We start from the raw sequence: 25,135 nt of genomic DNA, 5'->3' as shown, positions 1-25,135 counted from the left end.
TGACCAGCGGCTAGAGGGTCAAACCGGACACGACCGGCGCCTTTCGGCCGGCCGGCTCAATCCGCGTGGATCGGCGGTCCCGCGGGCCGGCCCGCAGCACGCCTGCGTCGCGGGCGACCGGAGCCGGCCTGGTCGGCCCCGGCGGAGGCCCGCCCGGCATCGGTGTCGTCGGAATCGTCGTCTTCGGTGTCCAGATCGTCGTCGTCGAGCTCGAGATCCTCGTCATCGTCGCCGAGGTCCTCCTCGTCGTCGATGTCCTCGTCGTCATCCTCGAGGTCGTCGTCATCGTCGGAGTCGTCATCATCGTCCGCGTCCTCGTCGTCATCCGAGTCGTCGTCGTCATCCGAGTCGTCGTCGTCGGTGTCGTCATCCGAGTCGTCGTCCGAGTCTTCGTCGTCGGTGTCGTCGAAGTCATCGTGGTCGGTGTCCGCGTCGTCGCCGGCGCGGACCGCCTTCTTCTGGGTGAGCCCGTCGGTGGCTTCATCGGTGGTTTCGTCGGAGTCGTCCTCGGAGTCCTCCTGCGCCGAGGAGCCGGCGGCCATCGCCTTGAACATCGGGTGCTCGCCGGGAGCGTGGGTGGGCACCTTGGCGACCACCGGCTCTTCGGCTTTGTTCTTCTTGCGCCTGCCCCGACGGCCGCCGCCGCCGGATTCGGATTTGCGTCCGTTCGAGGGGGCCGAATCCACCGGGTCGGTGTGCAGCAGGATGCCGCGCCCACCACAGTTCGGACACGACGTCGAGAAGGCTTCGATCAGGCCGGTGCCCAACCGCTTGCGGGTGATCTGGACCAGACCGAGCGAAGTCACCTCGGACACCTGATGCCGGGTGCGGTCGCGGGCCAGCGCCTCGGTCAGCCGCCGCAGCACCAAATCGCGGTTGGACTCGAGCACCATGTCGATGAAGTCGATGACCACGATGCCGCCGATGTCGCGCAGCCGCAGCTGGCGCACGATCTCCTCGGCCGCCTCGAGGTTGTTCTTGGTGACCGTCTGTTCGAGGTTGCCCCCGGACCCGGTGAACTTGCCGGTGTTGACGTCGACCACCGTCATGGCCTCGGTCCGGTCGATGACCAGCGTGCCGCCCGACGGCAGCCACACCTTGCGCTCCATCGCCTTGGCCAGCTGCTCATCGATGCGATGCACCGCGAACACGTCCGGTCCGGTCTGTCCTTCCGGCCCGGCGGGCGGCTCGTACTTCGTCAGCTTCGAAACCAGGTCGGGGGCAACGGAATTCACGTAGTCGTTGATCGTGGTCCAGGCTTCGTCGCCGGAGACGATGAGACCGGCGAAGTCCTCGTTGAACAGGTCGCGGATGACTTTGACCAGCACGTCGGGCTCTTCGTAGAGGGCCACCGCGGCGCCGGCGGCCTTCTCCTTGATCTCGATCGCCTTGGCCTCGATTTGTTTCCAGCGCTCCTGCAGGCGGGTCACGTCGCCGCGGATGTCCTCTTCTTTGACGCCCTCGGACGCGGTCCGGATGATCACCCCGGCGTCGGACGGCACCACGTCACGCAGGATCTCTTTGAGCCGCTGGCGTTCGGTGTCGGGCAGCTTGCGGCTGATCCCGGTCGAGGACGCGCCTGGCACATAGACCAGGTAGCGGCCGGCCAGTGAGACCTGCGTGGTGAGCCGTGCGCCCTTATGCCCGACCGGGTCCTTGCTGACCTGGACGACGACGTAGTCGCCGGGTTTGAGCGCTTGTTCGATCTTGCGGTCAGATCCGCCGAGTCCGGCGGCTTCCCAGTTGACCTCGCCGGCGTAGAGCACGCCGTTGCGGCCGCGGCCGATGTCGACGAACGCCGCCTCCATCGAGGGCAGCACGTTCTGCACGATACCCAGGTAGATGTTGCCCACCAGGGACGCCGATGCGGCCGACGTGACGAAGTGCTCGACGACGATGCCGTCCTCCAGCACCGCGATCTGGGTGTAACGCGAACCCTGATGCGGCTGTTCGGTGCGGACCCGGTCGCGCACGATCATCATCCGCTCGACGGCCTCGCGGCGTGCCAAGAATTCGGCCTCGGTCAGTACCGGGGGCCGGCGCCGTCCAGCGTCGCGACCGTCCCGGCGCCGTTGCCGCTTGGCCTCCAGCCGCGTCGAGCCGTTGATGCCTTTGATCTCATTGTTGGAGCCGGCGGAGTCGTCGCCGCCGCCGCCCTTGCCGCGAGGCGCCCGCTCGTGCACCACCGTGTTCGGCGGATCGTCGGGCGATGACCCCTCGTCGTTGTCGTCGCTCGCTGCGCTTTTGCGGCGACGGCGCCGCCGGCGACGGCGGTTGCCGCCCTCGCCCGAACCGTCATCACCGTTGTCGGAGTCGTCCGAGTCGTCCGAGTCATCGGAGTCGTCAGCGTCTTGACCGTCGGAGTCGTCGGAGTCGGCTTGACCGCCCTTCTTGCCCCGCGGTTGGCCCTCGTCGTCGTCACCGTCGTCGCCCTGACCGTCGGATCCGCCCTGCTCACCGCGTCCACGACCACGACCGCGACGGCCACGTCGCCGGCGCTTGTTCGACGGCCGGTCGGCCTGCTCGTCATCGTCGGTGTCGGAGTCGGAGTCGTCAGAGTCGTCGCCGTCGTCGGCGCCGCTGTCGTCCGCACGGGCATCGATCGGCTGCGGTGCGACGAACAACGGCATGTAATGCGGTCGCTCGGCAGCGTTGTCCGGTGTCTCCAGCATCAGCCGGGATTCGGGTTCGTCGGATTCGGCGCCGCCGGCCTCGGGCGCGGGGTCCGCGTTCTCCGGGCTCCCCGCGGATTGCGCGGCCGCCAGCAGGTCACGTACCCGCACAGCGTCGTCGCGGTCCACGGTGGAATGTGCGCTGCGGATTCGCCCGTCCAATTCGCTCAGCGCATCCAGCACCCGCTTGCTGGTGGTTCCCAGCGTTCGGGCCAGCGAATGGACTCTCAAGCGGTCCGGCAGTTCCTCGGGCCGAGTCGATCCTTCTGATGGGTCTGCAGTCGGTGCACCGTCTACCACGTATTCTCCTCAAGCCCCCGGGCGCGTCGTTGCGACGCGGCCACGCGAGGGCTTCGCTATGGACCCGGGTCACTTCTCCCGGGCTTGTGATGGTCTCGCCCCGAGCGGCCCATGATTAGGACCCACTCGGCGCCGTGCTGAATGACGGCCTGACATGCAGCGAACCAAGGCGACGGGGCTATGGTCGCGCTTGTCTAAGTCTTCATTCGGGTGTCTGACGCCGGTCCGGCGACGTTCACCCGACACCAGTATCCCACATCACGTCGCGGGCCCACCCACACCTGATGCAGCACTCTTCGACAAAGTTGTCCAGGACCGGGCCGCGCCAGCTATCGCCGCAGCTCTACGCGTCGGGAAACCAGAGCGCGATTTCGCGCTTTGCGGACTCGATCGAATCCGACCCGTGCACCAGATTGAACTGCGTCTCCAGTCCGAAATCGCCGCGGATCGTGCCGGGGATCGCCTTCTCCACCGGGTCGGTACCGCCCGCGAGCTGCCGAAACGCCGCGATCGCCCGCGGCCCCTCCACAATGGCCGCCACCACCGATCCCGAGGTGATGAACTCCAGCAGAGACTCGAAGAACGGCTTGCCCTCGTGTTCCGCGTAGTGCTGAGCGGCAAGGTCGCGGCTGACTGTCCTCAACCCCAGCGCAGTGATGACGAGGCCTTTGCGCTCGATGCGGCCGATGATCTCCCCCACCAGCTGCCGCTGGACGCCGTCGGGTTTGATCAGTACCAATGTCCGTTCGGTCACGGCGGACAGCGTACATAACCGGGCGGCAAGGGGCCGGGCGACGGCGGTCGGGCCTGCTCGGGACGTTACCGCCCCGCCGGCTAGCCCTGCCTGCGCCGGACCTCGGCCCGGAAGTAGGCGATCAAGCCCCACAGTCCGGTGAACAGCACGCCGATGAACCCCACCCCCGGGTAGACCGCGAAACCGGCGAGCAGGATCACTTGCACGCCCAGGTTGGCCCAGATCGCCCAGGGTTTGCGCTGCACCCCTGCCATCAGGATCAGCAATACGGCGAGCCCGATCAGGTAGACCAGCGACGCCGTCGTCAGGCCTCCGCCGACCGCCCCCACCACCGGGATCGCCAGCAGCACCACGATCGCTTCCAGGAACAGCGTCAGGGCCATCACCGCGCCGAAGCTTCGCCACGGGTCAGCCGGTGGCGCCGGGGCACGCTCCTCGGGGTTCTCGGGCACGTCAGTCATTGCGGATCACGACCGAACAGGGTCCGCGCCGCCCCGGCGGTGACCACCGAGCCGGTGATGACGATCCCGGCCCCGGAGAACGCTTCGGCCGGTCCGTGCACCACCCCATCGCGAATGCCGTCATCCACCAGCGCGGTCGCGACGTCGATGGCGTCGCGCAGGTTCTCGGCGGTGCTCACGCGGTCGGGTCCGAACCGCTCGCGCGCCGCCAGGGCAAGCGATTCGACGTCGAGCGCCCGCGGAGACCCGTTGTGCGTCACCACGACGGCGTCGAACACCGGCTGCAGGGCGGCCAGGATGCCGTCGACGTCCTTGTCCGCGAGCACGCTGAGCACCCCGACGAGATAGCGGAAGTCGAATTCGCCGACCAGGGTCTGCGCCAGCGCGGATGCACCGGCGGGATTGTGGGCGGCGTCGATGAACACCGTGGGCGCGCTGCGCATCCGCTCCAGCCGGCCGGGACTGGCGACGGCGGCGAAACCCGCACGAACCGACTCGACGTCGAGCTGACGCTGCGCACCCGCGCCGAAGAACGCCTCGACCGCAGCAAGGGCCAGGACGGCGTTGTGCGCCTGGTGCTCGCCGTGCAGCGGCAGGTAGACATCGGAATACACGCCACCAAGACCCTGCAGCTGCAGCACCTGACCACCGACCGCAACCTGACGGTCCAGGACGGCGAACTCCGAATCCTCGCGGGCAACGGCGGCATCGGACTGCACGGTTTGGGTCAACAACACTTCCATCGCCTCGGGCGCCTGACGCGCGATGACCGCGACGGTATCGGGTGCGCCCTCGGGCGCCCTGGTGATGATGCCGGCCTTCTCCCCCGCGATGCCGGCGAGATCGTCGCCCAGGTATTCGACGTGGTCGATGGAGATGGGGGTGATGACGGCGACCGGGGCATTGATCACGTTGGTGGCATCCCAACGTCCCCCCATCCCCACCTCGATCACGGCGACGTCGACGGGGGCGTCGGCGAATGCGGCGAACGCCATCGCGGTCAGCACCTCGAACTTGCTCATCGCGGGCCCGCCGGCGGCTTGCGACTGCGCGTCGACCATCTGCACGAACGGCTCGATCTCGCGGTAGGTCGCCACGTACTGGGCGGGGCTGATCGGCTTGGAATCGATCGAGATGCGTTCCACCGCCGATTGCAGGTGCGGGCTGGTGGTGCGCCCAGTGCGCCGCTGCAGGGCGGTGATCAGCGCGTCGATCATGCGGGCCACGGAGGTCTTGCCGTTGGTGCCCGCGACGTGGATCGACGGGTAGGCCAGTTGTGGTGAGCCCATCAGGTCCATCAACGTGCTGATCCGGGTCAGGCTCGGCTCGATCTTGGTCTCCGGCCACCGCTGGTCCAGCAGGTGTTCGACCTGCAACAACGATGCGATCTCGTCCGGGGTGGGGACGGGGTCGGGAAGCTCGTCGGAAACGTCGTCCTGCGGCCACTCCGGCTCGGTCATCGAACGCTCACTGCAGTCCGGCTAGCCGCGCGTTGATCCGCTCGGTTTCCTCCTGGGCCAGGCGCTGACGGTCCCGGATCTTGTCCACGACGTTTTGCGGGGCCTTGCCCAGGAAGTCCTCGTTGGCCAATTTGGCGGCGGTCGATGCCAGCTCCTTGTGCGCTGCGGCCAAATCCTTTTCCAGCCGGCGACGTTCGGCGGCGACGTCGATGGTGCCCGAGGTGTCGAGCTCGACGACGACGGTGCCGCCGCTGAGCCGCACTTCCACCGACGCCGACGGGCGGAACTCCGGGTCTGCGGCGGTGAGCCATGCAAGCGATGTCACTGCGCTCACCTGGGTGCTCAGATCGGATTCGTCGACACCGGTCATCCGCGCCGGCACCTTCTGCCGGTCCGCCAAACCTTGATCGCTGCGAAACCGGCGCACCTCGGTCACCAGCTTCTGCATATCGGTAATCCGCTGCGCAGCAACCTGATCCAGGCTGATCCCGGACGGCTGCGGCCAGTCGGCGATCACCAGCGACTCGTGTTGGATCTCACCGTCAGTCAGGGCCTGCCACAGGGCTTCGGTGATGAAGGGGATCACCGGGTGCAGCAACCGCAGCAGGGCGTCCAGCGTCGCCGCCAGCACGGCCGTGGTGTGCGTGATCCCTTCGGCCAGTTGGGTCTTGGCCAATTCCACGTACCAGTCGCAGAATTCGTCCCACGCGAAGTGATAGAGCGCCTCGCAGGCGCGACTGAACTCGTAGTTGTCGAATGCCGAATCGACTTCCGCGCGAACCTCTTCCAGCCGCCCGAGAATCCATCGGTCGGCATCGGTGAGTTCGGCCGGCGCGGGCAGCGGGGCCAGCTTCGCGCCGTTGAGCAGCGCGTAGCGGGTGGCATTGAACAGCTTGGTGCAGAAATTGCGAGATGCCCGGACATGGTCCTCACCGATCGCCAGGTCACCGCCGGGACTGGCGCCGCGGGCCAGCGTAAACCGCAGGGCGTCAGCCCCGAAGATATCCACCCAGTCCAGCGGGTCGATGACGTTGCCCTTGGACTTGCTCATCTTGCGGCCGGACTCGTCGCGGATCAGCCCATGCAGGAAGATGTCGGTGAACGGCACCTGCGGACCGCGGCGGCCGTCCAGGGTGATGACCTGGTCGTCACCCACAAAGGTGCCGAACATCATCATCCTGGCCACCCAGAAAAACAGGATGTCATATCCGGTGACCAAAACGCTTGTGGGGTAGAACTTTTCGAGTTCCGGGGTTTTTTCCGGCCAGCCCAACGTCGAAAATGGCCACAGGGCCGACGAGAACCACGTGTCCAGCACATCGGGGTCCTGCTCCCACCCGTCTGGTGGCGTTTCGTCGGGACCAACGCAGCGCTGTTCACCGTTGGGGCCGTACCAGATCGGGATGCGATGGCCCCACCACAGCTGCCGGGAGATGCACCAGTCGTGCATGTCGTCGACCCAGGCGAACCATCGCGGTTCCAGGCTGGCGGGGTGAATCACGGTTTCCCCATTGCGCACCGCGTCACCGGCGGCCTTGGCGAGCGATTCCACCCGGACCCACCACTGCAGGGAAAGGCGCGGTTCGATCGGCTCGCCGCTGCGCTCGGAATGTCCGACGCTGTGCAGGTACGGTCGCTTCTCCGCGATGATCCGGCTCTCGGCCGCCAGCGCCTCGCGCACCGCGACCCGGGCCTGGAATCGGTCCATGCCGTCGAATTGTGTTCCGGTGTCGGTGATCCGGCCCTTGGTGTCCATGATCGAGATCATCGGCAGCTGATGCCGCAGGCCGATCTCGAAGTCGTTGGGGTCGTGAGCGGGCGTGACTTTGACGGCGCCGGTGCCGAATTCGGGATCCACGTGCTCGTCGGCGACCACCACGAGCTGACGGTCGACGAAGGGGTGCGGCAGGCTGGTACCGACCAGGTGCCGGTAGCGTTCGTCGTCGGGATGCACGGCGATCGCGGTGTCGCCGAGCATCGTTTCCATCCGCGTGGTGGCCACCACGATATGTGGTTGCGAGTCGTCCATCGAGCCGTACCGGAACGACACCAGCTCGCCCTCGACCTCTTGATAGTCGACCTCGATGTCCGAGATCGCCGTCTGCAGCACCGGCGACCAGTTGACCAGCCGCTCGGCCCGATAGATCAACCCGGCGTCGTAGAGGCGCTTGAAGATCGCCCGGACCGCCCGCGACAGACCCTCGTCCATGGTGAAGCGGTCGCGGCTCCAGTCCACGCCGTCGCCGAGCCGCCGCATCTGGCCGCCGATGGCGCCGCCGGACTCCCGCTTCCAATCCCAGACCTTTTCGATGAACAGCTCTCGGCCGTAGTCCTCTTTGGTCTTGCCGTCGACCGCGAGCTGCTTTTCCACCACGCTCTGCGTCGCGATGCCGGCGTGGTCCATGCCCGGCTGCCACAGCACCTCGAATCCCTGCATCCGCTTGCGGCGGGTCAGGGCGTCCATCATGGTGTGTTCCAGCGCGTGGCCCATGTGCAGGCTGCCGGTCACGTTCGGCGGTGGCAGCACAATCGAATACCCGGGCTTGGTGCTGTTCGGGTCCGCCGCGAAGTAGCCCGCGTCCACCCATTTCTGGTAGATCGCGCTTTCGGCCGCACCGGGCTCCCACGACTTGGGCAGATCGGTGGCGGGGCTGCGGCTGGCGGTCACCCGTCAATTCTAGGGAGCGGTGTTTACCCTCGTGTAAGCGCCCAAAAGCGTGAGCCGGGTCACTATCCCAGCTGCTCGACTTCTAATCTCACGCCCGCCGCCGGGAACCGGTCCAGCAGTGCGTCGCCCATTGCGGCCGCGGGGGTCAGAACACCATGCAGTTCCGGGAGCTTGTCGCGGTCCAATGCCAGCGCGAGGCCGCACTCCCCCAACAACACCGAAGTCGCCTTGTAGCCCGGGTCGCCGCGCTGCTCCATGCGCGCCACGAAACGGGCGCCGGTGGTTGTGGTGGTGAAGGTCTCGATCCGGTAGTAGCCGCGTTCCCGGGCGGCCTCGCTCGGCCCGGTTCCGGGTTTGGGCACGATGCGCTCCACCAGGCGGCGAGGCAGCAGCCGGAAATAGCGGCTGCCCAATCCGAAGGTCGCGGCGCCAACCCCGCCCACCACGGCGGATGCCACCGGGGCCAGCGGCGACGAACCCAGGCTCATGCTTTCGCTGTACCGCAACCGGCGTCCGTAGGCCCAGTCCAGCAAGGCGTTGCTGCGCCGCACGATTCGGGTGTTGTAGGGCGCCATGAGGAAGCCCGCCGTCCACAACCCGCTCAGTTCAGGCGCGATCCGGCCACCACGACGCAAAGGCAAATCGGGCTGAGGACCGATGTCGGGTTCCGCACCGCGGTCGGTGGTCAGCGTGTACGGGTCCGCGAGTTGGCGGCGGGCGTCGGGATCGCGCGAGGCGGTATCCAGCACTTCCAACATCGACGCAACAGTTCCGCCGGACACGCCCCCGGAGAAGGAGCGGACCACCAGGTCGGTGTCGACAAGCTCTCCCGCGCCGCCGTCTCGCACCGCCCGGTAGAGCGCATACACGCTGAGGTCCGAAGGGACGGAATCGAATCCGCACGCATGCACAATGCGGGCGCCGGTATCCGCGGCCTGCTTGTGGTACAGGTCGATGCTGTCGCGGACGAACATCGCCTCGCCGGTCAGGTCGGCGTAGTCGGTGCCGGCGGCGGCGCAGGCAGCCACCAGCGGCAACCCGTAGCGGGTGTAGGGCCCGACCGTGGTGATGACGACCTGGGTGCGGGCCGCCATCTCATTGAGCGTCGAAGGCGACGACGCGTCCGCGTTGAGAATGGGCCACGACTGGGCGGTTTCGCCCAAGGTGTCGCGGATAGCGCGCAACCGGTCGGTCGATCTGCCGGCCAGCGCGATCCGCTTGTCGGGTCCCGAGCTCGCCAGGTATTCGGCAGTGAGTTTGCCGACGAAGCCAGTGGCCCCATACAGCACAATGTCGAATTCGCGCGGCGTTGCGGTCACGGGCCCGACGCTACCCGACGCCGGGGTGCGCACCGCCTGGAGCAAAGAAGTGCCGGGCACAGGGCCCGGCACTTCTTCTATGTATGACAGCGAAGCCGTCGATTATGGTTGCGGCTCAGCCGCGGCGCCCACAGACGGGCCACGCGCCGATGCCCTGCGAGTGCAGCACGTTCTCGGCGACCCGGATCTGCTCATCGCGGCTCGCGCCGGCCGGGGAACCACTGCCGCCGTTGGCGTGCCAGGTGCTCGAGGTGAACTGCAGGCCACCGGCGAAGCCGTTACCGGTGCTGATCCCCCAGTTGCCACCCGACTCGCACTGCGCGATGGCATCCCAGTTCACGCTGTACGCCCTGTGGGCAGGAGGCGGCGGGACATCCGGGCCCGGCGGCGGAGCGTCGGGAGCCGGGGGCGGCGGAGCGTCCGGGGCCGGCGGCGGCGGAGCGTCCGGGGCCGGCGGCGGCGGAGCGTCGGGAGCCGGCGGCGGCGGAGCGTCCGGAGCGGGGCCGGCGGCCGGCGCGTTCGGGTCGAAGCCCACCGCTTCGGGGTCGGCGTGGGCGGTGGCCGATGGGATGGTCACGAGCGTGCCCGTGACGGCAGCAAGAATGAGCGTCTTTCGGACGTTCTTCAAGTTTCTTCCTTTCGCGGTGCGCGCGCCAAAGCAAGCCCACGGATGTGGGCTGAAGCTGTTTGGTGAATGCCTGCTTTGAAACGTGCCGTCTGGGTCAGGCACGGCAGCGGCGGGCGAAGTCTGCCCGGCGGGTGTTACCCACCGACCACGGTCGGGCTTTCGCCGTCCGTGGCACCGCTCACACGCGGGTCCGTGGATTCAATTATCTGATTACTTTTCCGTAACCCGTTGTGGGCTAACACGGACCGTAGAAGACCGAGGCGCATTCGTCATCTTCAGAAACCGGTTATCTCGTTTCGATAACGAGCGCATCACGCCGCGGTAGCGCGTCGGTCTACGCAGGTCATGGCCGCCTTTTCTGGATCGGCGCTCGGGCAGCGTGGCCAAACAAATGGTGAGCCGAATCACCTGCGTTTTGTGAGCTGGCGCACGTTTATTTGCGGTGTTCGGCCGATTCGCCAGCGCGTCAACCGATCCGAACCCGCTGCCGACGAGCCGGCGCAGGGTACCGCAAGTTTGCGCCGGCTTCAAACTTCCCACGCCAAGCGAACACCATAAGAACTTCAATTCATTGACTTCTCTTGTCCACCAGCGTAATTCGACGGTACGCAAGTGCGCAGGGCCGAGTTGCTCACCCCGATTACACGCGCTTGACGCGTATTACCGTTCTCGGCAACGCTTTTCACTCAATCACACGGGGAGACAATCCCTTTCAATGCCGGCCAGTGAAAAAGAGATCCGCGATTGACACAGCGCGGCACCACCGACCGAGTGGTTCCTATCGACAACGGCGCGTGTGATTTCGCACAGTCCGAATTTGCCAGAAAGGCTGTTCCATCTTTAGGGAAGACCCAAGGGCGCCCGCGGCGGCGCCACCGTAAGAGGCTCTCGGAAATCCTCAAATCGTCGTTGCTCCAACAGATCACGGCACCCGGCCCCCCGAGGGTATTGACTTAATCCAGATCGACGGTGTCTCGCCATGGCGAAATGCGCGATGACTATCTCGCAGTACCGAATGCCGAGTGTTGTATTTGCAGCACGGGCAAGATCATTGTCCGCGCCGAATGCCCCGGAAAAACAGAGTCCGCCGGGCCCGATCGGCCCAGCGCTCGGCCGTCAGCTCCGGGACTGCGCCAGAGCGAGCAGGTCGCTTTCGGTGTTGACGTTGGCCAAAAAACGCGATTCCGGCAGCACGAGCTGCTGGGCGTCGGAGGCGTCGATCAAGGCACGCATGGAGCGGGCGCCCCCGGCGACCAGACCGTCAATCCGCTCAGCGAGATCGGTGCGGTACACCGCTGCGAGGTAGTGGCTGCGACCGTCCCACGGCAGAACGATTTCGGCGTTCGTTTGGGTGGCCAGATGCACCAGGTCGTCGATCAATTCTGCAGACAGCAGCGGCATGTCGACAGCGCAGACGAACGCATACCGGGCGCCCGCCTCCGCGGCCGCCCGCAGCCCGCGTCCGGTCGCCGGCAGTGGCCCCTGGCCGCGGACCTCGTCGCGGATGACTTTCGCCTCCACCGCAGGCAACGGTTGCCCCGGTGCGGCCATCACGAACACCGGCTTGCAGCGCTGCGCGATGACCCCCGCGACGTATTCGACAAGCGTGGCGGCACCGCCAGGGCCGGGCAAGGTGGCCTTGTCACGGCCCATGCGTCGCGATTCACCGCCCGCCAGCACGATCCCTGCTAGCAACCCGGCCTGTTCCACTGCGTCGGGCATCTGGTCGTCCACGTCAGTCGACGGTCCAGGTGTCGCGCCCGCGCAACAACGATTGCAGCGCGGCGGAATCGAACGGCTTCGCCGACTGGGCGGACTGGACCTGCGAACGTGCCGCGTCGTCGTAGGTGGGCCGGCTGATGTCGCGGAAGATGCCCAGCACGGTGTGTTCGAGGTTCTGGTCCGATAACCGGGACAGGGCGAAGGCGTAGGCCGAGTTGTCGCTGTGCGCGTCGTGCAGCACGATCTCGTCGACCGACACGTCGGCCGTCTTGGCCACTTCCAGCCCGAACCCGGACTTCACCACGCAGAATTCGCCGTTGGCGCCGAACACAATTGGCTCGCCGTGACGGACGTTGATGACCCGCTCCTCCGCGCCTTCCTTACGCAGCGCGTCGAAAGAGCCGTCGTTGAAGATCGGGCAGTCCTGCAGGATCTCCACCACGGCGGCGCCGCGGTGCCCGGCGGCGGCGCGCAGCACCTCGGTCAGTCCATTGCGGTCGGAGTCCAGCGCGCGGCCGACGAAGGTCGCCTCGGCACCCAGGGCCAACGACACCGGGTTGAACGGGTGGTCCAGCGACCCCATCGGGGTCGACTTGGTGACCTTGCCGACCTCTGACGTCGGCGAGTACTGCCCCTTGGTCAGACCGTAGATCCGGTTGTTGAACAGCAGGATGGTGATGTTGACGTTGCGGCGCAGCGCGTGGATGAGGTGGTTACCCCCGATCGACAACGCGTCGCCGTCGCCCGTGACCACCCACACGGACAGGTCCTCGCGGGCCAGCGCCAGGCCGGTGGCGATCGCGGGTGCGCGGCCGTGGATCGAGTGGAAACCATAGGTCTCGAGGTAGTACGGGAACCGGCTCGAGCAGCCGATGCCGCTGATGAACACGATGTTCTCGCGGCGCAGCCCGAGGTCGGGCAGGAAGTTGCGGATGGTGTTGAGGATGACGTAGTCCCCGCAGCCCGGGCACCAACGAACCTCTTGGTCACTGGTGAAGTCCTTGGACTTCTGTGGCTGGTCCGTGGTGGGGACCCCGTCGTTTTTGGTCAACTTCGCGGACACACCGAGGTCTTTGCCCGCCAAGTTGCCGATCACGTCAGTCACGAGCGCCGCTCCTCCTCATCGCTTCGCTCTAGGTTGGCGCCCGCGCGAATCATGCGCCCGCTCCAACCGTTGCTGCCGCCATTCTGGCGACCATCGCCTTGTCGTTCTCGACTTCGGCCAATGTCCCGCCCAGCGCGGCGCGGATGACGCGGCCGATCTCGTCGGCCAGGAACGCGACACCTTGCACCTTGCTGACCGATTGCACATCCACCAGGTACTTGCCACGCAGCAGGAACGCCAGTTGGCCCAAGTTCATTTCCGGCGCAACCACCTGCGGGTAGCGCCGCAACACCTCACCCAGGTTGGCCGGGAAGGGGTTGAGGTAGCGCAAGTGAGCGTGCGCAACCTTGATGCCCTTGCGTCGCGCGCGCCGGCAGGCTTCACCGATCGGACCGTAGGAGCTGCCCCAGCCGATCAACAGCAACTCCGCGTCCCCGGTCGGATCGTCCACCTCGAGATCGGGGATCGAGATTCCGTCGATCTTGGCCTGGCGCAACCGGACCATCAGGTCGTGATTGACCGGCTCGTAGGAGATGTTGCCCGAGCCGTTCGCTGCTTCCAGCCCGCCGATGCGGTGCTCGAGCCCCGGCGTGCCGGGCACGGCGAATTGCCGGGCCAGCGTCTCCGGGTCACGCGCGTAAGGCTGGAACGGCTCGTCGGCCTTGGCGAAGGTGTGCGTGATGCGCGGCAGCGTGCTGACGTCCGGAATGCGCCACGGCTCCGACCCGTTCGCGATGGCGCCGTCGGACAACACGATCACGGGGGTGTGGTACGACACCGCGATGCGTGCCGCCTCGAGCGCGGTCTCGAAGCAGTCCGACGGTGAACGGGGGGCCAGCACCGCGACGGGCGACTCGCCGTTGCGGCCGAACAACGCCTGCAGCAGGTCGGCCTGTTCCGTCTTGGTGGGCAGCCCGGTCGAGGGCCCCCCGCGCTGCACGTCGACGACGAGCAACGGCAACTCGGTCATCACGGCCAGCCCCAGCGCTTCGGACTTGAGCGAGATGCCCGGGCCGGAGGTGGTGGTCACGCCCAGCGCGCCACCGTACGACGCGCCAATCGCCGCGCAGATACCACCGATCTCGTCCTCGGCCTGGAAGGTCACGACGTTGAAGTTCTTGTGCTTGGACAGCTCGTGCAGGATGTCGGAGGCCGGCGTGATCGGGTAGCTCCCGAGCATGACCGGAATGTCGGCCAGCCGGCCGGCCGCCACGATGCCGTACGCCAGGGCGGTGTTGCCCGAGATCTGGCGGTATTCGCCCGACGGCAGGGTCGCGCGGGACACCTCGTAGGTGGTGCCGAAAGCCTCGGTCGTTTCGCCGTAGTTCCAGCCGGCCTTGAGCGCCAGCACGTTGGTCTCGGCGACCTCGGGCTTGCGGGCGAACTTCTCCCGGATGAACTTTTCGCTGGTCTCGATCGGCCGCCCGTACATCCACGACAACAGGCCCAGCGCGAACATGTTCTTGGCGCGCTGGCCGTCCTTCTTCGTGGCGCCGATCGTTTCGACGGCACCGAGCGTCAGCGTGGTCATCGCGACGGAGTGCACCACGTAGTCCGACAACTCGTCGGTCTCGAGCGGATTGGTGACGTAACCGACCTTGGTCAGGTTGCGCTTGGTGAACTCGTCGGAGTTCGCGATCACCATTCCACCGCGCGGCAAGTCACCGATATTGGCCTTGAGCGCAGCGGGATTCATCGCGACGAGAACGTCGGGCCGGTCACCGGCGGTCAGGATGTCGTAGTCGGCGATCTGAATCTGGAAGGACGAGACCCCGGGCAGCGTGCCTGCAGGGGCCCGGATCTCGGCCGGATAGTTGGGTTGGGTCGCCAGGTCGTTGCCGAAAAGCGCTGCCTCGGTGGTGAACCGGTCTCCGGTGAGCTGCATGCCGTCGCCGGAGTCCCCGGCGAAGCGAATGACGACCTGTTCGAGGCGTTGACGCGCAGATCCGTTGGGGGAAGCCCCATTCTGTGAGTCTGATCCGGCTCCGCTGCCGTTCGGATCCACCTCGTTGCCCTCCATATGTTCACCGGACAGACAGTTCGCGCAGTTTCAGGTTACGCGCCGGCGAAGTGAGTCTCCGGCCATCACGGTTTTATGTCACTGCCGGTATCAATTATGGCATTGATTTTGGATGTACATGGCCATCTCCCCTCGGCAACGCGCAGGCGCAAAATGGCCAAAAGACCAAGTCAGCGAGGTGACATCGGTTCATACCACAGCAAACTGTGTTGTTGGTCACGTCTTGCGCGTTAACTACTGTCGTCCATACCGTGCCCGCCTTCGGGTGCCAGGATTCCGGCGCCGGATTTCGTCGCCGCCGTTTCCGGCATCGCGATCAGATACAGCACGAAGCCGGCCCTGCGAGGGCACCCGGGAAGACGAACGCGGCGTTGTAGCCGGCCGCGACCACCATCGAGCCCGCGGCCACGCGACGTGCAGGAGCGCTCCAGGTTCTGGTTAGGCGCTCTTGTCCCGGCGCTCGCTACGGGAAGGCTTGCGCGGCACGATCGTCGGCAACACGTTGTCCTGGACGGTCTCCTTGGTCACCACGACCTTGGCGACGTCGTCGCGGCTCGGGATGTCATACATCACGGGCAGCAGGACCTCTTCCATGATTGCTCGCAGGCCACGTGCCCCGGTGCCGCGGTGGATCGCCTGGTCGGCGATCGCTTCCAGGGCGTCGTCGGTGAACTCGAGCTCCACGTTGTCCATCTCGAAGAGCCGGGTGTACTGCTTGACCAACGCGTTCTTCGGCTCGGAAAGGATCTTGACCAGCGACTCGCGGTCCAGGTTGGTGACCGAGGCGATCACCGGAAGCCGGCCGATGAACTCGGGGATCAGGCCGAACTTGATCAGGTCTTCGGGCATCACATCGGAGAAGTGATCGGTGGTGTCGATCTCGGCCTTGGAGCGCACCTCGGCGCCGAAGCCCAGGCCGCGCTTGCCGACGCGCTCGTAGATGATCTTCTCCAGGCCCGCGAACGCCCCGGCGACGATGAACAGCACGTTCGTCGTGTCGATCTGGATGAACTCTTGGTGCGGGTGCTTGCGGCCGCCCTGCGGGGGAACCGAGGCCTGGGTGCCCTCCAGGATCTTCAGCAGCGCCTGCTGGACGCCCTCTCCGGAGACGTCGCGGGTGATCGACGGGTTCTCGCTCTTGCGGGCGATCTTGTCGACCTCGTCGATGTAGATGATGCCGGTCTCGGCGCGCTTGACGTCGTAGTCGGCGGCCTGGATCAGCTTGAGCAAGATGTTCTCGACGTCCTCACCGACGTATCCGGCTTCGGTCAGGGCGGTGGCGTCGGCGATGGCGAACGGGACGTTGAGCATCTTGGCGAGCGTCTGGGCCAGGTAGGTCTTGCCGCAACCGGTCGGTCCGAGCATCAAGATGTTGGACTTGGTCAACTCGACCGGCTCGTGCCGCGAGTCCCGGCCCTTTTCACCGGCCTGAATCCGCTTGTAGTGGTTGTAGACCGCCACGGCCAGCGTCCGCTTGGCGGTGTCCTGCCCGATGACGTATCCCTCGAGGAACTCCCGGATCTCGATCGGCTTGGGAAGTTCATCCAGCTTCACGTCGTCGGCGTCGGCGAGCTCCTCTTCGATGATCTCGTTGCAGAGATCGATGCATTCATCGCAGATGTATACACCGGGGCCAGCAATGAGTTTTTTGACCTGCTTCTGGCTCTTCCCGCAAAACGAGCACTTCAGCAGGTCACCGCCGTCTCCGATGCGCGCCATGGTGCTGAGGGCCTACTTCCTGATCGCCGTTGGTTTCGCCTGTCCCCGCATGTATTCACCGACGCTACCCGCTTGATCGGGCCCGCCGCGACCATAAACGCCGAATCGCGTCGGTGGTATTCATGCCTGTCCGTATGGATGAAACATATAGCCAGAAGGTGCCCGTCATCCGCGTAAGACGCGCTTTACGTGTCTTTGGCGTGTCGCGGTTGTAATGCGACCGAGGCCGGCTGCCCGTCCACCCTGCTTCCGGTGGAGGTGCCAACCCAACGCCGATAATCGCGCGAGGCCTGGGCGGCCCCCCAAGGATTCACCCTACAGTGGCCACGTGGGTTTGGCTGTGGGCTTTGAATGGCCCAGCGGATCCGTGCTGCTCGACGGCGGCTTGGCCACCGAGCTCGAAGCGCGCGGCCATGACCTTTCCGACCCGTTGTGGTCGGCCGGACTGCTCGCGGACGCCCCGCAGGACATTGTGGCCGTACACACCGCCTATTTTCGGGCCGGCGCGACGATCGCGACGACGGCCAGCTACCAGGCCTCGTTTGAAGGGTTTGCGGCCCGCGGGTTCGGTCGGCGGGAGACCGCCGGGCTGCTGCGCCGCAGTGTCGCGCTCGCCAGGGCAGCGCGGGACGAGACCGGCGACGACGGCCTCCTCGTCGCCGCCTCGATCGGCCCGTACGGCGCGGCGCTGGCCGACGGATCCGAATACCGCGGGCGCTACGGCCTGTCGGTTGCAGCCCTGGCGCGCTGGCACCGGCCCCGGCTGGAGATCCTGGCCGGGGCCGGCGCCGACCTGCTCGCGTGCGAAACCGTGCCCGACGTCGACGAGGCACAGGCACTGGTTGATTTGGTGCGCGCGGTCGGCGTGCCGGCCTGGCTGAGCTACACCATCGATGGGGACCGCACCCGCGCCGGACAACCGCTGGCCGACGCGTTCGCGGTGGCGGCCGGCGTCGACGAGATCGTCGCGATCGGGGTGAACTGCTGCGCGCCCGACGACGTGTTGCCCGCGATCGCGCGTGCGGCAGCCGTCGGGAAACCCGTCATCGTGTACCCGAACAGCGGTGAGCGCTGGGACACCGCGCGGCGCAGCTGGATCGGTCCGTCGCGGTTGCGCTCGGGCCTCGCGGTCCAGTGGATCGCGGCGGGAGCGCGCATCGTCGGTGGATGCTGCCGGGTCGGGCCCGGCGATATCGCCGGGCTTCGCCGAGCGTGCGATCAGGGCGAATAATCAGGCAAGGAGTCGCCGTGAGTGCACGGTCGGCGACGGGCCAAGAACGCTAGGCGGATTGCGCCGAAAGCTTCCGGTACTCCAGCACGGTGTCGATGATCCCGTAATCCTTGGCCTCTTCGGCAGTCAGGATCTTGTCCCGGTCGGTGTCCTTGCGGACCGTCGCGGCGTCCTTGCCGGTGTGGCGGGCCAGCGTGGTCTCCATCAGCGTGCGCATCCGCTCGATCTCGGCGGCCTGAATCTCCAGATCGGAGAACTGCCCCTGGATCACGCCCTGCAGCGAAGGCTGGTGGATGAGCACCCGGGCGTTGGGCAGCGCCATCCGCTTGCCCGGGGTCCCGGCGGCCAGCAACACCGCCGCCGCCGAGGCGGCCTGACCCAGGCAAACCGTCTGGATGTCGGCGCGCACGTACTGCATGGTGTCGTAAATCGCCATCAGCGAGGTGAATCCGCCACCGGGCGAATTGATGTACATGGTGATGTCGCGATCGGGGTCCAGCGACTCGAGCACCAGCAGCTGCGCCATGATGTCGTTCGCCGAGGCGTCGTCAACCTGGACGCCGAGGAAGATGATGCGTTCTTCGAACAGCTTGTTGTAGGGATTGGACTCCTTGATCCCAAAACTGGAGTGCTCGATGAACGACGGCAGGATGTAGCGCGCCTGAGGCTGGATTTCGGGGTTCACTGGGCTTCTCCATTGGTGATGTGGGCGGCGCGGGTGATGATGTGGTCAACGAAGCCGTATTCGAGTGCCTCTTGCGCGGTGAACCAGCGGTCGCGATCGGAATCCGCCTCGATGCGCTCGAGCGACTGGCCGGTGAATTCGGCGTTGAGCCGGAACATCTCCTTCTTGATGACCGTGAACTGCTCGGCCTGGATGGCGATGTCGGCCGCGCTGCCGGTCACCCCGCCGAGCGGCTGGTGCATCAGGATGCGGGCGTGGGGCAACGCGTAACGCTTGCCCTTGGTGCCGGCGGCCAACAAGAACTCACCCATCGAGGCGGCCATGCCCATCGCGTAGGTGGCGATGTCGCACGGCGCCAGCACCATGGTGTCGTAAATCGCCATTCCGGCGCTGATCGATCCGCCCGGCGAGTTGATGTACAGCGAAATGTCCTTGGTGGCGTCCTCGGCGGCGAGCAGCAGAATCTGCGCGCACAGCCGATTGGCGATTTCGTCGCTCACCTCCGAACCCAGGAAGATGATGCGCTCGGACAGCAAGCGCTCATAGACCGAGTCCGTGAGGTTGAGACCCTGCGAGTTTGAACGCATGTCAGTCACGACTGGGTTACCTGCTTTCTCGAGATCTGTATTCACGACACTAACCAACCGAGCCGACTGTTTCGCGGCCGCGCACCCGTGAAACGGGCACGTTCGCTCACAGCGTCATAGCGCGGTCACTTCCCTGCGCCGGCCTCATCGGCTTCGCCGGCCTCGTCCGAGCCCTCGTCGGCAGCACCATTCGAATCGTCCGCCTCCTGCGCCTCGCCAACCGGCTCGGCCTCGTCGGCCTCCGGCGTCGAACTGTCGGCCTCCTCCGCCTCGCCATCCACCTCGGCTGCGTCGGCCTCCGAGCGCTTGCCGAAGAATTCACTGGTGTCGATGGCGTTTCCGGCGGTATCGGTGACGGTCGCCGCCCGGATCACCTCGGCAATGGCCAGCGCCCGGCGCACATCGGCGAACATGGCCGGCAACTGGTTGTTCTCCTGCAGGTAGCCCAACAGCTGCTGGGGCTCGATGCCGTATTGCCGCGACGTCGCCACCAGCCGCTCGGTCAGGTCGTCCTGGCCAACCTGGACCTCCAGCTCGTCGGCCAGGGCGTCCAGCAGCAGCTGCCTTTTGACGTCCGTCTCGGCCGCGGTGCGCGTCTCGGTCTCGAACTCTTCGCGAGACTTCCCTTGCTGGGCCAGCACTTCCTCGAGCTTGGCTTCGTCGTGGTCGAGGCTGTGCAGGGCGTTGTGCAGGGCGCTGTCGACCTGAGCCTTGACGATCGCTTCCGGCAGCGGCACCTCGACCTGCTCGAGCAGCGTGTCGAGAGCGGCCTCACGAATGTTTTCGGCTTGCTGGGCGCGCTTGGTACGCCCGACCTGATCGCGAAGGTTGGACTTGAGCTCCTCGATCGTGTCGAACTCGCTGGCCAATTGGGCGAACTCGTCGTCGGGCTCGGGCAGCTCACGTTCCTTGATCGACTTGACCGTCACGGTGACCTGCGCGTCCTTACCCGCGTGCTCTCCGGTCGCCAACTGCGCGGTGAACTCCTTGGATTCGTCGACGGACAAACCGACCAGCGCTTCGTCCAGGCCCGCGATGAGCCGGCCCGAGCCGACCTCGTGGGACAGGCCCTCCGCGGCGGCGCCCGGAACCTCTTCGCCATCGATGGTGGCCGAGAGGTCGATCGAGACGAAGTCGCCGTCGGCAACCGGGCGATCCACCCCGGTCAGCGTGCCGAATCGGGCACGCAGAGACTGCAGTTCGGCGTCCACGTCGTCGTCGCTGACCTCGATCGGGTCCACCGAGACCTTGAGCGCACCCGGGTCCGGCAGCGTCAGCTTGGGGCGGACGTCGACCTCGGCGGTGAAGGCCAGCTCCTCGCCGTACTCCTTTTTGGTGACCTCGATCTCGGGCTGGCCCAGTGGGTGCACCTCCGACTCGGCGACGGCCTGCCCGTACCGTGCCGGCAGCGCCTCGTTGACGACCTGATCGAGCATCGCCTCGCGACCGAATCGGGCCTCCAGCAACTTCGCCGGCGCCTTGCCCGGCCGGAACCCGGGCAGTCGCACCTGCCGGGCCAGCTCCTTGTAGGCGCGTTGGAAGTCGGGTTCGAGTTCTGAGAAGGGGACCTCCACGTTGATCCGCACCCGGGTGGGGCTCAACTGCTCGACGGTGCTCTTCACGGGTGCGCTCCTCAGTGCTCGTTCCTGGCTCGTTCTTGGTGGTCGGCGGGCCGTGCGCATGGCACGGGGCCGGTCGTGCTGGTCGGGGTGACAGGATTTGAACCTGCGGCCTTCCGCTCCCAAAGCGGATGCGCTACCAAGCTGCGCTACACCCCGCGCTGACCTCGATGATCCTAAGGCCCCTCAACACCGGGTTGGCCACGGGCTTCGCAGCGACGTCGCAGACCTCACGGAGCGATCACAAAACCGAGTCGATTAGATTTGATCTTCGTCGACAGCTACAGTCACGCTCGACTAAATACATGCGGGCGTAGCTCAATGGTAGAGCCCTAGTCTTCCAAACTAGCTACGCGGGTTCGATTCCCGTCGCCCGCTCGGGCTAACTATCTGCTCGATAGAGAGGCGCCATGAGCGACCTGGAGATCGACGCGACAATCCACGGCTCATGCGCCTCGGACTTCGTCGGGGTCCGCGACGCGTTCGAGCGAAATTTCACGCTGGGCGGTGACGTCGGCGCGGCCGTCGCGGTATGGGTCGACGGGTCTCTGGTCGTCAATCTGTGGGGTGGCTGGGCCGACGCGGCCCGTACCCGGCCATGGCAGCAGAACACCCTGACCACGGTGTTGTCCGGCACGAAGGGCCTGTCGGCCACCTGCGTGCACCAACTCGCCGACCGCGGCGAGCTGGACCTGCAGGCGCCGGTCGCCCACTACTGGCCCGAGTTCGCCCAGGCCGGCAAACAAGACATCACGCTGGCGATGGTGATGAGCCACCGGTCGGGTGTGATCGGCCCGCGCACCCGAATGCGCTGGGAGCAAGTCGCCGACTGGGACTACGTCTGTGAACAGCTGGCCGCCGCCGAGCCGTGGTGGGAGCCCGGCACGGCGCAGGGCTACCACATGACCACCTTCGGTTTCATCGTGGGCGAGGTGTTCCGCCGGGTGACGGGCCGGACCATCGGCCAATACCTGCGTACCGAGATCGCCGAACCGTTCGGCGCCGATGTGCACATCGGGTTGCCGCTCAGCGAGCAACACCGCTGTGCCGAGCGGGTCAACAAACCGCACGCCCGCGACCTGCTGGCCGACGCGAAGGCCCCCGGCTACCCGACCAGCCTGGCGGAGCATCCCAAGGCGGGGCTGTCCATCTCGATGGGGTTCGCTCCCGACGACGAACTCGGCTCGCACGACCTGAACCTGTGGCGCGAACTCGAGTTTCCCGGCACCAACGGGCAGGTCTCGGCGCTGGGACTGGCGACGTTCTACAACGCGCTCGCCCAGGAGAAAGTGCTCAGCCGCGAGCACATGGACCTGGCGCGGGTCTGCCAGGGCGGCCTGGAGACCGATTTGGTGCTGGGGCCGCGTGTCGCCGACCACGGCTGGGGTCTGGGCTACATGCTCAACCAGCGGTGCGTCAACGGCCCCAACCCGCGGATCTTCGGCCATGGCGGGCTGGGCGGCTCATTCGGGTTCGTCGATCTGGAGCACCGCATCGGATACGCGTATGTGGCGAATCACTTCGACCCCACCAAGGCCAACGCGGACCCGCGCTGCCTGGTTCTGTCCAACGAGGTCTACTCCGTGCTGGGGGTCATCTAGCGCTCAACGCAGACAGGCCCTGCCGGCTAACGGCAGGGCATGTCTGGTTGTGTGACTTAACGGATCAGGGGTGCCAGCCCGGAGGCGGTGGCGGTCCTCCCGGACCCCCTGGGCCCCACGGCCCACCCCGATCCGGTCCGCCAGGACCCCACTGTCCCGGGCCACCGGGCCCGCCGGGTCCCCAGCCTTCGCGATGCCAGTCGTGGCAGTTGTTCCAGTCCCAGTTGTTGCCCCAGCCCGGATCCCACCACTCACCCGGACACCATTGCGGGAAGGGTCCGGGGTGAGCCTGCGCCTCGGTTGCGACGCCCAAGCCCGCCAATCCCAGCCCGCCGATTGCGAGAGCCGTTGCGGCCAAACGTGGAAGAGTTTTCACGCGACAGCTTGTACCCGCATCGATGCTTTGCCTAAACAAGTGGCGCCAGTGTTTCGAGCTGAGAGTTTCCTGCCAATGCGCATCGCCGGCGTCCGGCCGCGGTGGGGCGAGCCCGGCCGGCTCACTTCTGGCATGTCGGGCACCAGAAGACGTTTCGGCCCTCCAGCACCGTCGTGCGGATCGGGTCTCCGCACACGCGGCAGGGTTCGCCGGCGCGCCGGTAGACGTAGGTGCGGGGGCGATCGGGCCGGTATGACGGCGCGCCGTGGTCGTGTTCGGGCCGCACCACGATGATGCTGCCGCGACGCAATCCGACCTTCATCAGCGCGACCAGGTCTGTCCAGGCCGCGTCGAACTCGTCCTCGACGACGTCGCGGCCGGGCCGGAACGGGTCGAGCCGGTGGCGGAACAGCAACTCGCTGCGGTAGACGTTGCCCACGCCGGCCATCACGGTCTGATCCATCAGCAGCGCGCCAACCGGCCTGCGCGACTTGGCAATCCGCTTCCACGCCCAGGACGGATCGGCGTCGCTGCGCAACGGGTCGGGCCCCAGTCTGGCCAGGACGTCGCTGACCTGCCCGTCGTCGATGACTTCGCACACCGTCGGACCGCGCAGGTCGGTACCGTAGCCGGCGCCGATCATGCGCATCCGCACTTGCCCAACCGCGTCGGGAAGCAGCCCGTCGCCGGGACGTTCCCATTCGGTGAAGGCGCCGTACAGCCCGAGATGCACGTGCACGATCGGGCCGCCGGTGTAGTGGTGAAACAGGTGTTTGCCCCACGCGCTGGTGCGCTGCAACACCCGGCCGTCGACCACCGCGGCCGAATCAGCGAAGCGGCCCTGCGGGCTGGACACCGCGACGGGGGCGCCGACGTATCGGCGTTGGTGCAGCCGGGCGAGCCGGTGCAGGGTATGCCCCTCGGGCACGCGCAGACCTTTCCGGCGTCAGCCCGCCGCGCCCGGTACCGGCGGGGCCTGGTGGGTGCGTTCGTATTCGGCGAGTATGTCGATACGCCGTTGGTGGCGTTCGGCTTTCGACCACGGCGTGGCCAAGAAGGCGTCGACGATGGCCAGCGCCTCGGCCGGGGTGTGCATGCGGCCGCCGATACCGATCAGTTGGGCGTTGTTGTGTTCGCGGGCCAGCGTCGCCGTTTCGACGCTCCAGCCCAGCGCGCACCGGGCGCCCGGGACCTTGTTGGCGGCGATCTGCTCGCCGTTGCCCGATCCGCCCAGCACGATGCCCAGGCTGTCCGGGTCGGCCACCGTGCGCGTCGCGGCGGCGATGCAGAACGCCGGGTAATCGTCTTCGGCGTCGTAGCTGAAGGCGCCGCAATCGATCGGCTCGTGCCCGGACTTCGTGAGGTGGTCGATGATCTGGTGTTTGAGCTCGAATCCGGCGTGGTCAGAGCCGAGGTAGACGCGCATGTCCGCAATCCTTACACAGCCACCCGCCGACCGGCCCCGCGGCGATCGCGAGCGGAGCCAGTCGCCGCGCGTCGCCGCCCAACCGGTCTAGTCGAATTCGGGCTTCTCGTTGCGGCTGCGCTTGAGCTCGAAGAAGTGCGGGTAGGACGCGAAGGCCACCGAGGCGTCCCACAGCTTGCCCGCTTCCTCACCCCGCGGAATCTTGGAGAGCACCGGGCCGAAGAACGCCACATCGTTGACGTGGATGGTCGGAGTGCCGACGTCGTCGCCCACCGCGTCCATGCCGGCGTGGTGGCTCTTGCGCAGCGCATCGTCGTAGGCGTCGCTGTTCGCGGCTTCCGCCAACTCGGCCGGCAAGCCCACCTCCGCCAGCGACTGCTTGATGACGTCATCGAGGTCTTTGTTGTCCTCGTTGTGAATGCGGGTGCCCATCGCGGTGTACAGCGGCGCGAGCACTTCGGCACCGTGAGCCTGCTCGGCGGCGATCGCCACGCGCACCGGACCGAAGGCCTTCGCCAACCGTTCGCGGTATTCGTCAGGCAGACCCTCGCGGTTTTCGTTGAGCACCGCCAGGCTCATCACGTGGAAGTTCACGTCGATGTCGCGGACCTTCTCCACCTCGAGGATCCAGCGCGAGGTGATCCATGCCCACGGACACAGCGGATCGAACCAGAAATCGGCTTTGTTCTTCGCGGCGACGGTGTCAGGCATGGCGAATCCTCTCGTTGGTTTGAAAGTCTGATCTGCACAACCGTAGGCGTCTGCGTCGTGTTCCCGGTTTG

The 25,135-nt window shown here is 66.6% G+C and carries 19 protein-coding genes, 2 tRNA genes and 1 pseudogene; 3 read left to right on the top strand and 19 right to left on the bottom strand.

Annotation, left to right across the window (positions count from 1 at the left end; all coding sequences use genetic code 11):
* Positions 1-56: 56 nt before the first annotated feature.
* The 11 genes from A5782_RS06505 to clpX all read right to left on the bottom strand — a co-directional run bounded on the left by A5782_RS06505 (position 57) and on the right by clpX (position 16,828).
* Complete coding sequence (locus A5782_RS06505; protein WP_067096710.1) at positions 57-2,972, bottom strand: Rne/Rng family ribonuclease; 2,916 nt, start codon at positions 2,970-2,972, stop codon at positions 57-59.
* Between the two features lie 343 nt (positions 2,973-3,315).
* Positions 3,316-3,726 (bottom strand): nucleoside-diphosphate kinase, encoded by a 411-nt coding sequence (gene ndk / locus A5782_RS06500; RefSeq protein WP_067096707.1) that lies wholly within the window; start codon positions 3,724-3,726, stop codon positions 3,316-3,318.
* An 80-nt stretch (positions 3,727-3,806) separates the two neighbouring features.
* Positions 3,807-4,187, bottom strand: coding sequence for a DUF4233 domain-containing protein (locus A5782_RS06495; protein ID WP_067096704.1), 381 nt, complete (start codon positions 4,185-4,187; stop codon positions 3,807-3,809).
* Positions 4,184-5,647, bottom strand: a complete 1,464-nt coding sequence (locus A5782_RS06490; RefSeq protein WP_067096702.1) for a folylpolyglutamate synthase/dihydrofolate synthase family protein — start codon at positions 5,645-5,647, stop codon at positions 4,184-4,186. Before A5782_RS06490 ends, A5782_RS06495 begins: the two co-directional genes overlap by 4 nt.
* Positions 5,648-5,654: 7 nt before the next feature.
* Positions 5,655-8,315, bottom strand: a complete 2,661-nt coding sequence (locus tag A5782_RS06485) for a valine--tRNA ligase (RefSeq protein ID WP_067096699.1) — start codon at positions 8,313-8,315, stop codon at positions 5,655-5,657.
* A gap of 62 nt (positions 8,316-8,377) precedes the next feature.
* Positions 8,378-9,634: a trans-acting enoyl reductase family protein gene (locus tag A5782_RS06480; RefSeq protein WP_067097033.1), complete on the bottom strand. Its 1,257-nt coding sequence runs from the start codon at positions 9,632-9,634 to the stop codon at positions 8,378-8,380.
* 115 nt (positions 9,635-9,749) lie between these two features.
* Positions 9,750-10,262, bottom strand: coding sequence for a transglycosylase family protein (locus tag A5782_RS06475; protein ID WP_067096696.1), 513 nt, complete (start codon positions 10,260-10,262; stop codon positions 9,750-9,752).
* Positions 10,263-11,378: 1,116 nt separating this feature from the next.
* The gene (gene mobA, locus A5782_RS06470) at positions 11,379-11,984 is read right to left on the bottom strand and encodes a molybdenum cofactor guanylyltransferase (protein ID WP_067097030.1); all 606 of its coding nucleotides are present in this window, start codon (positions 11,982-11,984) and stop codon (positions 11,379-11,381) included.
* A gap of 13 nt (positions 11,985-11,997) precedes the next feature.
* On the bottom strand, positions 11,998-13,089 hold the full coding sequence (locus A5782_RS06465) for a 2-oxoacid:ferredoxin oxidoreductase subunit beta (protein WP_067096693.1): 1,092 nt from the start codon (positions 13,087-13,089) through the stop codon (positions 11,998-12,000).
* A 49-nt stretch (positions 13,090-13,138) separates the two neighbouring features.
* Complete coding sequence (locus A5782_RS06460; protein WP_156623830.1) at positions 13,139-15,094, bottom strand: 2-oxoacid:acceptor oxidoreductase subunit alpha; 1,956 nt, start codon at positions 15,092-15,094, stop codon at positions 13,139-13,141.
* Between the two features lie 453 nt (positions 15,095-15,547).
* Positions 15,548-16,828: an ATP-dependent Clp protease ATP-binding subunit ClpX gene (gene clpX, locus A5782_RS06455; protein ID WP_067096687.1), complete on the bottom strand. Its 1,281-nt coding sequence runs from the start codon at positions 16,826-16,828 to the stop codon at positions 15,548-15,550.
* 328 nt (positions 16,829-17,156) lie between these two features.
* On the opposite strand from clpX, the gene mmuM reads away from it, so the two are divergent.
* Positions 17,157-18,059, top strand: coding sequence for a homocysteine S-methyltransferase (mmuM, locus tag A5782_RS06450; protein ID WP_231986604.1), 903 nt, complete (start codon positions 17,157-17,159; stop codon positions 18,057-18,059).
* 49 nt (positions 18,060-18,108) lie between these two features.
* Here the strand turns inward: mmuM and clpP2 are convergent, their stop codons facing one another.
* The 4 genes and pseudogenes from clpP2 to A5782_RS06430 form a co-directional block, all read right to left on the bottom strand.
* Positions 18,109-18,744 (bottom strand): ATP-dependent CLP protease proteolytic subunit ClpP2, encoded by a 636-nt coding sequence (clpP2, locus tag A5782_RS06445; protein ID WP_067096684.1) that lies wholly within the window; start codon positions 18,742-18,744, stop codon positions 18,109-18,111.
* On the bottom strand, positions 18,741-19,331 hold the full coding sequence (gene clpP1, locus A5782_RS06440; RefSeq protein WP_067096681.1) for an ATP-dependent CLP protease proteolytic subunit ClpP1: 591 nt from the start codon (positions 19,329-19,331) through the stop codon (positions 18,741-18,743). Before clpP1 ends, clpP2 begins: the two co-directional genes overlap by 4 nt.
* Positions 19,332-19,552: 221 nt before the next feature.
* Positions 19,553-20,953: pseudogene (tig, locus tag A5782_RS06435) on the bottom strand (trigger factor); the annotation flags it as partial.
* A gap of 79 nt (positions 20,954-21,032) precedes the next feature.
* A tRNA-Pro gene (locus A5782_RS06430) sits at positions 21,033-21,109 on the bottom strand.
* 148 nt (positions 21,110-21,257) lie between these two features.
* On the opposite strand from A5782_RS06430, the gene A5782_RS06425 reads away from it, so the two are divergent.
* Positions 21,258-21,328, top strand: a tRNA-Gly gene (locus A5782_RS06425).
* Between the two features lie 32 nt (positions 21,329-21,360).
* Complete coding sequence (locus A5782_RS06420; RefSeq protein ID WP_067096675.1) at positions 21,361-22,551, top strand: serine hydrolase domain-containing protein; 1,191 nt, start codon at positions 21,361-21,363, stop codon at positions 22,549-22,551.
* A 64-nt stretch (positions 22,552-22,615) separates the two neighbouring features.
* Here A5782_RS06420 and A5782_RS25230 read toward each other — a convergent pair whose 3' ends face one another.
* The 4 genes from A5782_RS25230 to A5782_RS06405 form a co-directional block, all read right to left on the bottom strand.
* The gene (locus A5782_RS25230; protein ID WP_231986603.1) at positions 22,616-22,909 is read right to left on the bottom strand and encodes a hypothetical protein; all 294 of its coding nucleotides are present in this window, start codon (positions 22,907-22,909) and stop codon (positions 22,616-22,618) included.
* 139 nt (positions 22,910-23,048) lie between these two features.
* Positions 23,049-23,855, bottom strand: a complete 807-nt coding sequence (locus tag A5782_RS06415; RefSeq protein WP_067096672.1) for an Fpg/Nei family DNA glycosylase — start codon at positions 23,853-23,855, stop codon at positions 23,049-23,051.
* Between the two features lie 18 nt (positions 23,856-23,873).
* On the bottom strand, positions 23,874-24,353 hold the full coding sequence (locus A5782_RS06410; protein WP_067096669.1) for a ribose-5-phosphate isomerase: 480 nt from the start codon (positions 24,351-24,353) through the stop codon (positions 23,874-23,876).
* An 87-nt stretch (positions 24,354-24,440) separates the two neighbouring features.
* Positions 24,441-25,064, bottom strand: coding sequence for a DsbA family protein (locus A5782_RS06405; RefSeq protein WP_067096666.1), 624 nt, complete (start codon positions 25,062-25,064; stop codon positions 24,441-24,443).
* Positions 25,065-25,135: the final 71 nt, after the last annotated feature.

Origin of the sequence: Mycobacterium sp. 852002-40037_SCH5390672, assembly GCF_001665875.1 — a bacterium.
In the GTDB taxonomy this organism is placed as follows: domain Bacteria; phylum Actinomycetota; class Actinomycetes; order Mycobacteriales; family Mycobacteriaceae; genus Mycobacterium.
Note: the sequence above shows the minus strand (reverse complement) of the source record. Positions and strands in the feature narration are given on the sequence as shown.

Excerpts from the sequence above, each read along its gene's own strand:
- clpP1 (WP_067096681.1), bottom strand. The coding sequence starts at position 19,331 with ATGCGTTCAAACTCGCAGGGTCTCAACCTCACGGACTCGGTCTATGAG.
- A5782_RS06495 (WP_067096704.1), bottom strand. The coding sequence starts at position 4,187 with ATGACTGACGTGCCCGAGAACCCCGAGGAGCGTGCCCCGGCGCCACCG.
- mobA (WP_067097030.1), bottom strand. The coding sequence starts at position 11,984 with ATGCCCGACGCAGTGGAACAGGCCGGGTTGCTAGCAGGGATCGTGCTG.
- clpX (WP_067096687.1), bottom strand. The coding sequence starts at position 16,828 with ATGGCGCGCATCGGAGACGGCGGTGACCTGCTGAAGTGCTCGTTTTGC.
- A5782_RS06405 (WP_067096666.1), bottom strand. The coding sequence starts at position 25,064 with ATGCCTGACACCGTCGCCGCGAAGAACAAAGCCGATTTCTGGTTCGAT.
- A5782_RS06410 (WP_067096669.1), bottom strand. The coding sequence starts at position 24,353 with ATGCGCGTCTACCTCGGCTCTGACCACGCCGGATTCGAGCTCAAACAC.
- A5782_RS06420 (WP_067096675.1), top strand. The coding sequence starts at position 21,361 with ATGAGCGACCTGGAGATCGACGCGACAATCCACGGCTCATGCGCCTCG.
- A5782_RS06490 (WP_067096702.1), bottom strand. The coding sequence starts at position 5,647 with ATGACCGAGCCGGAGTGGCCGCAGGACGACGTTTCCGACGAGCTTCCC.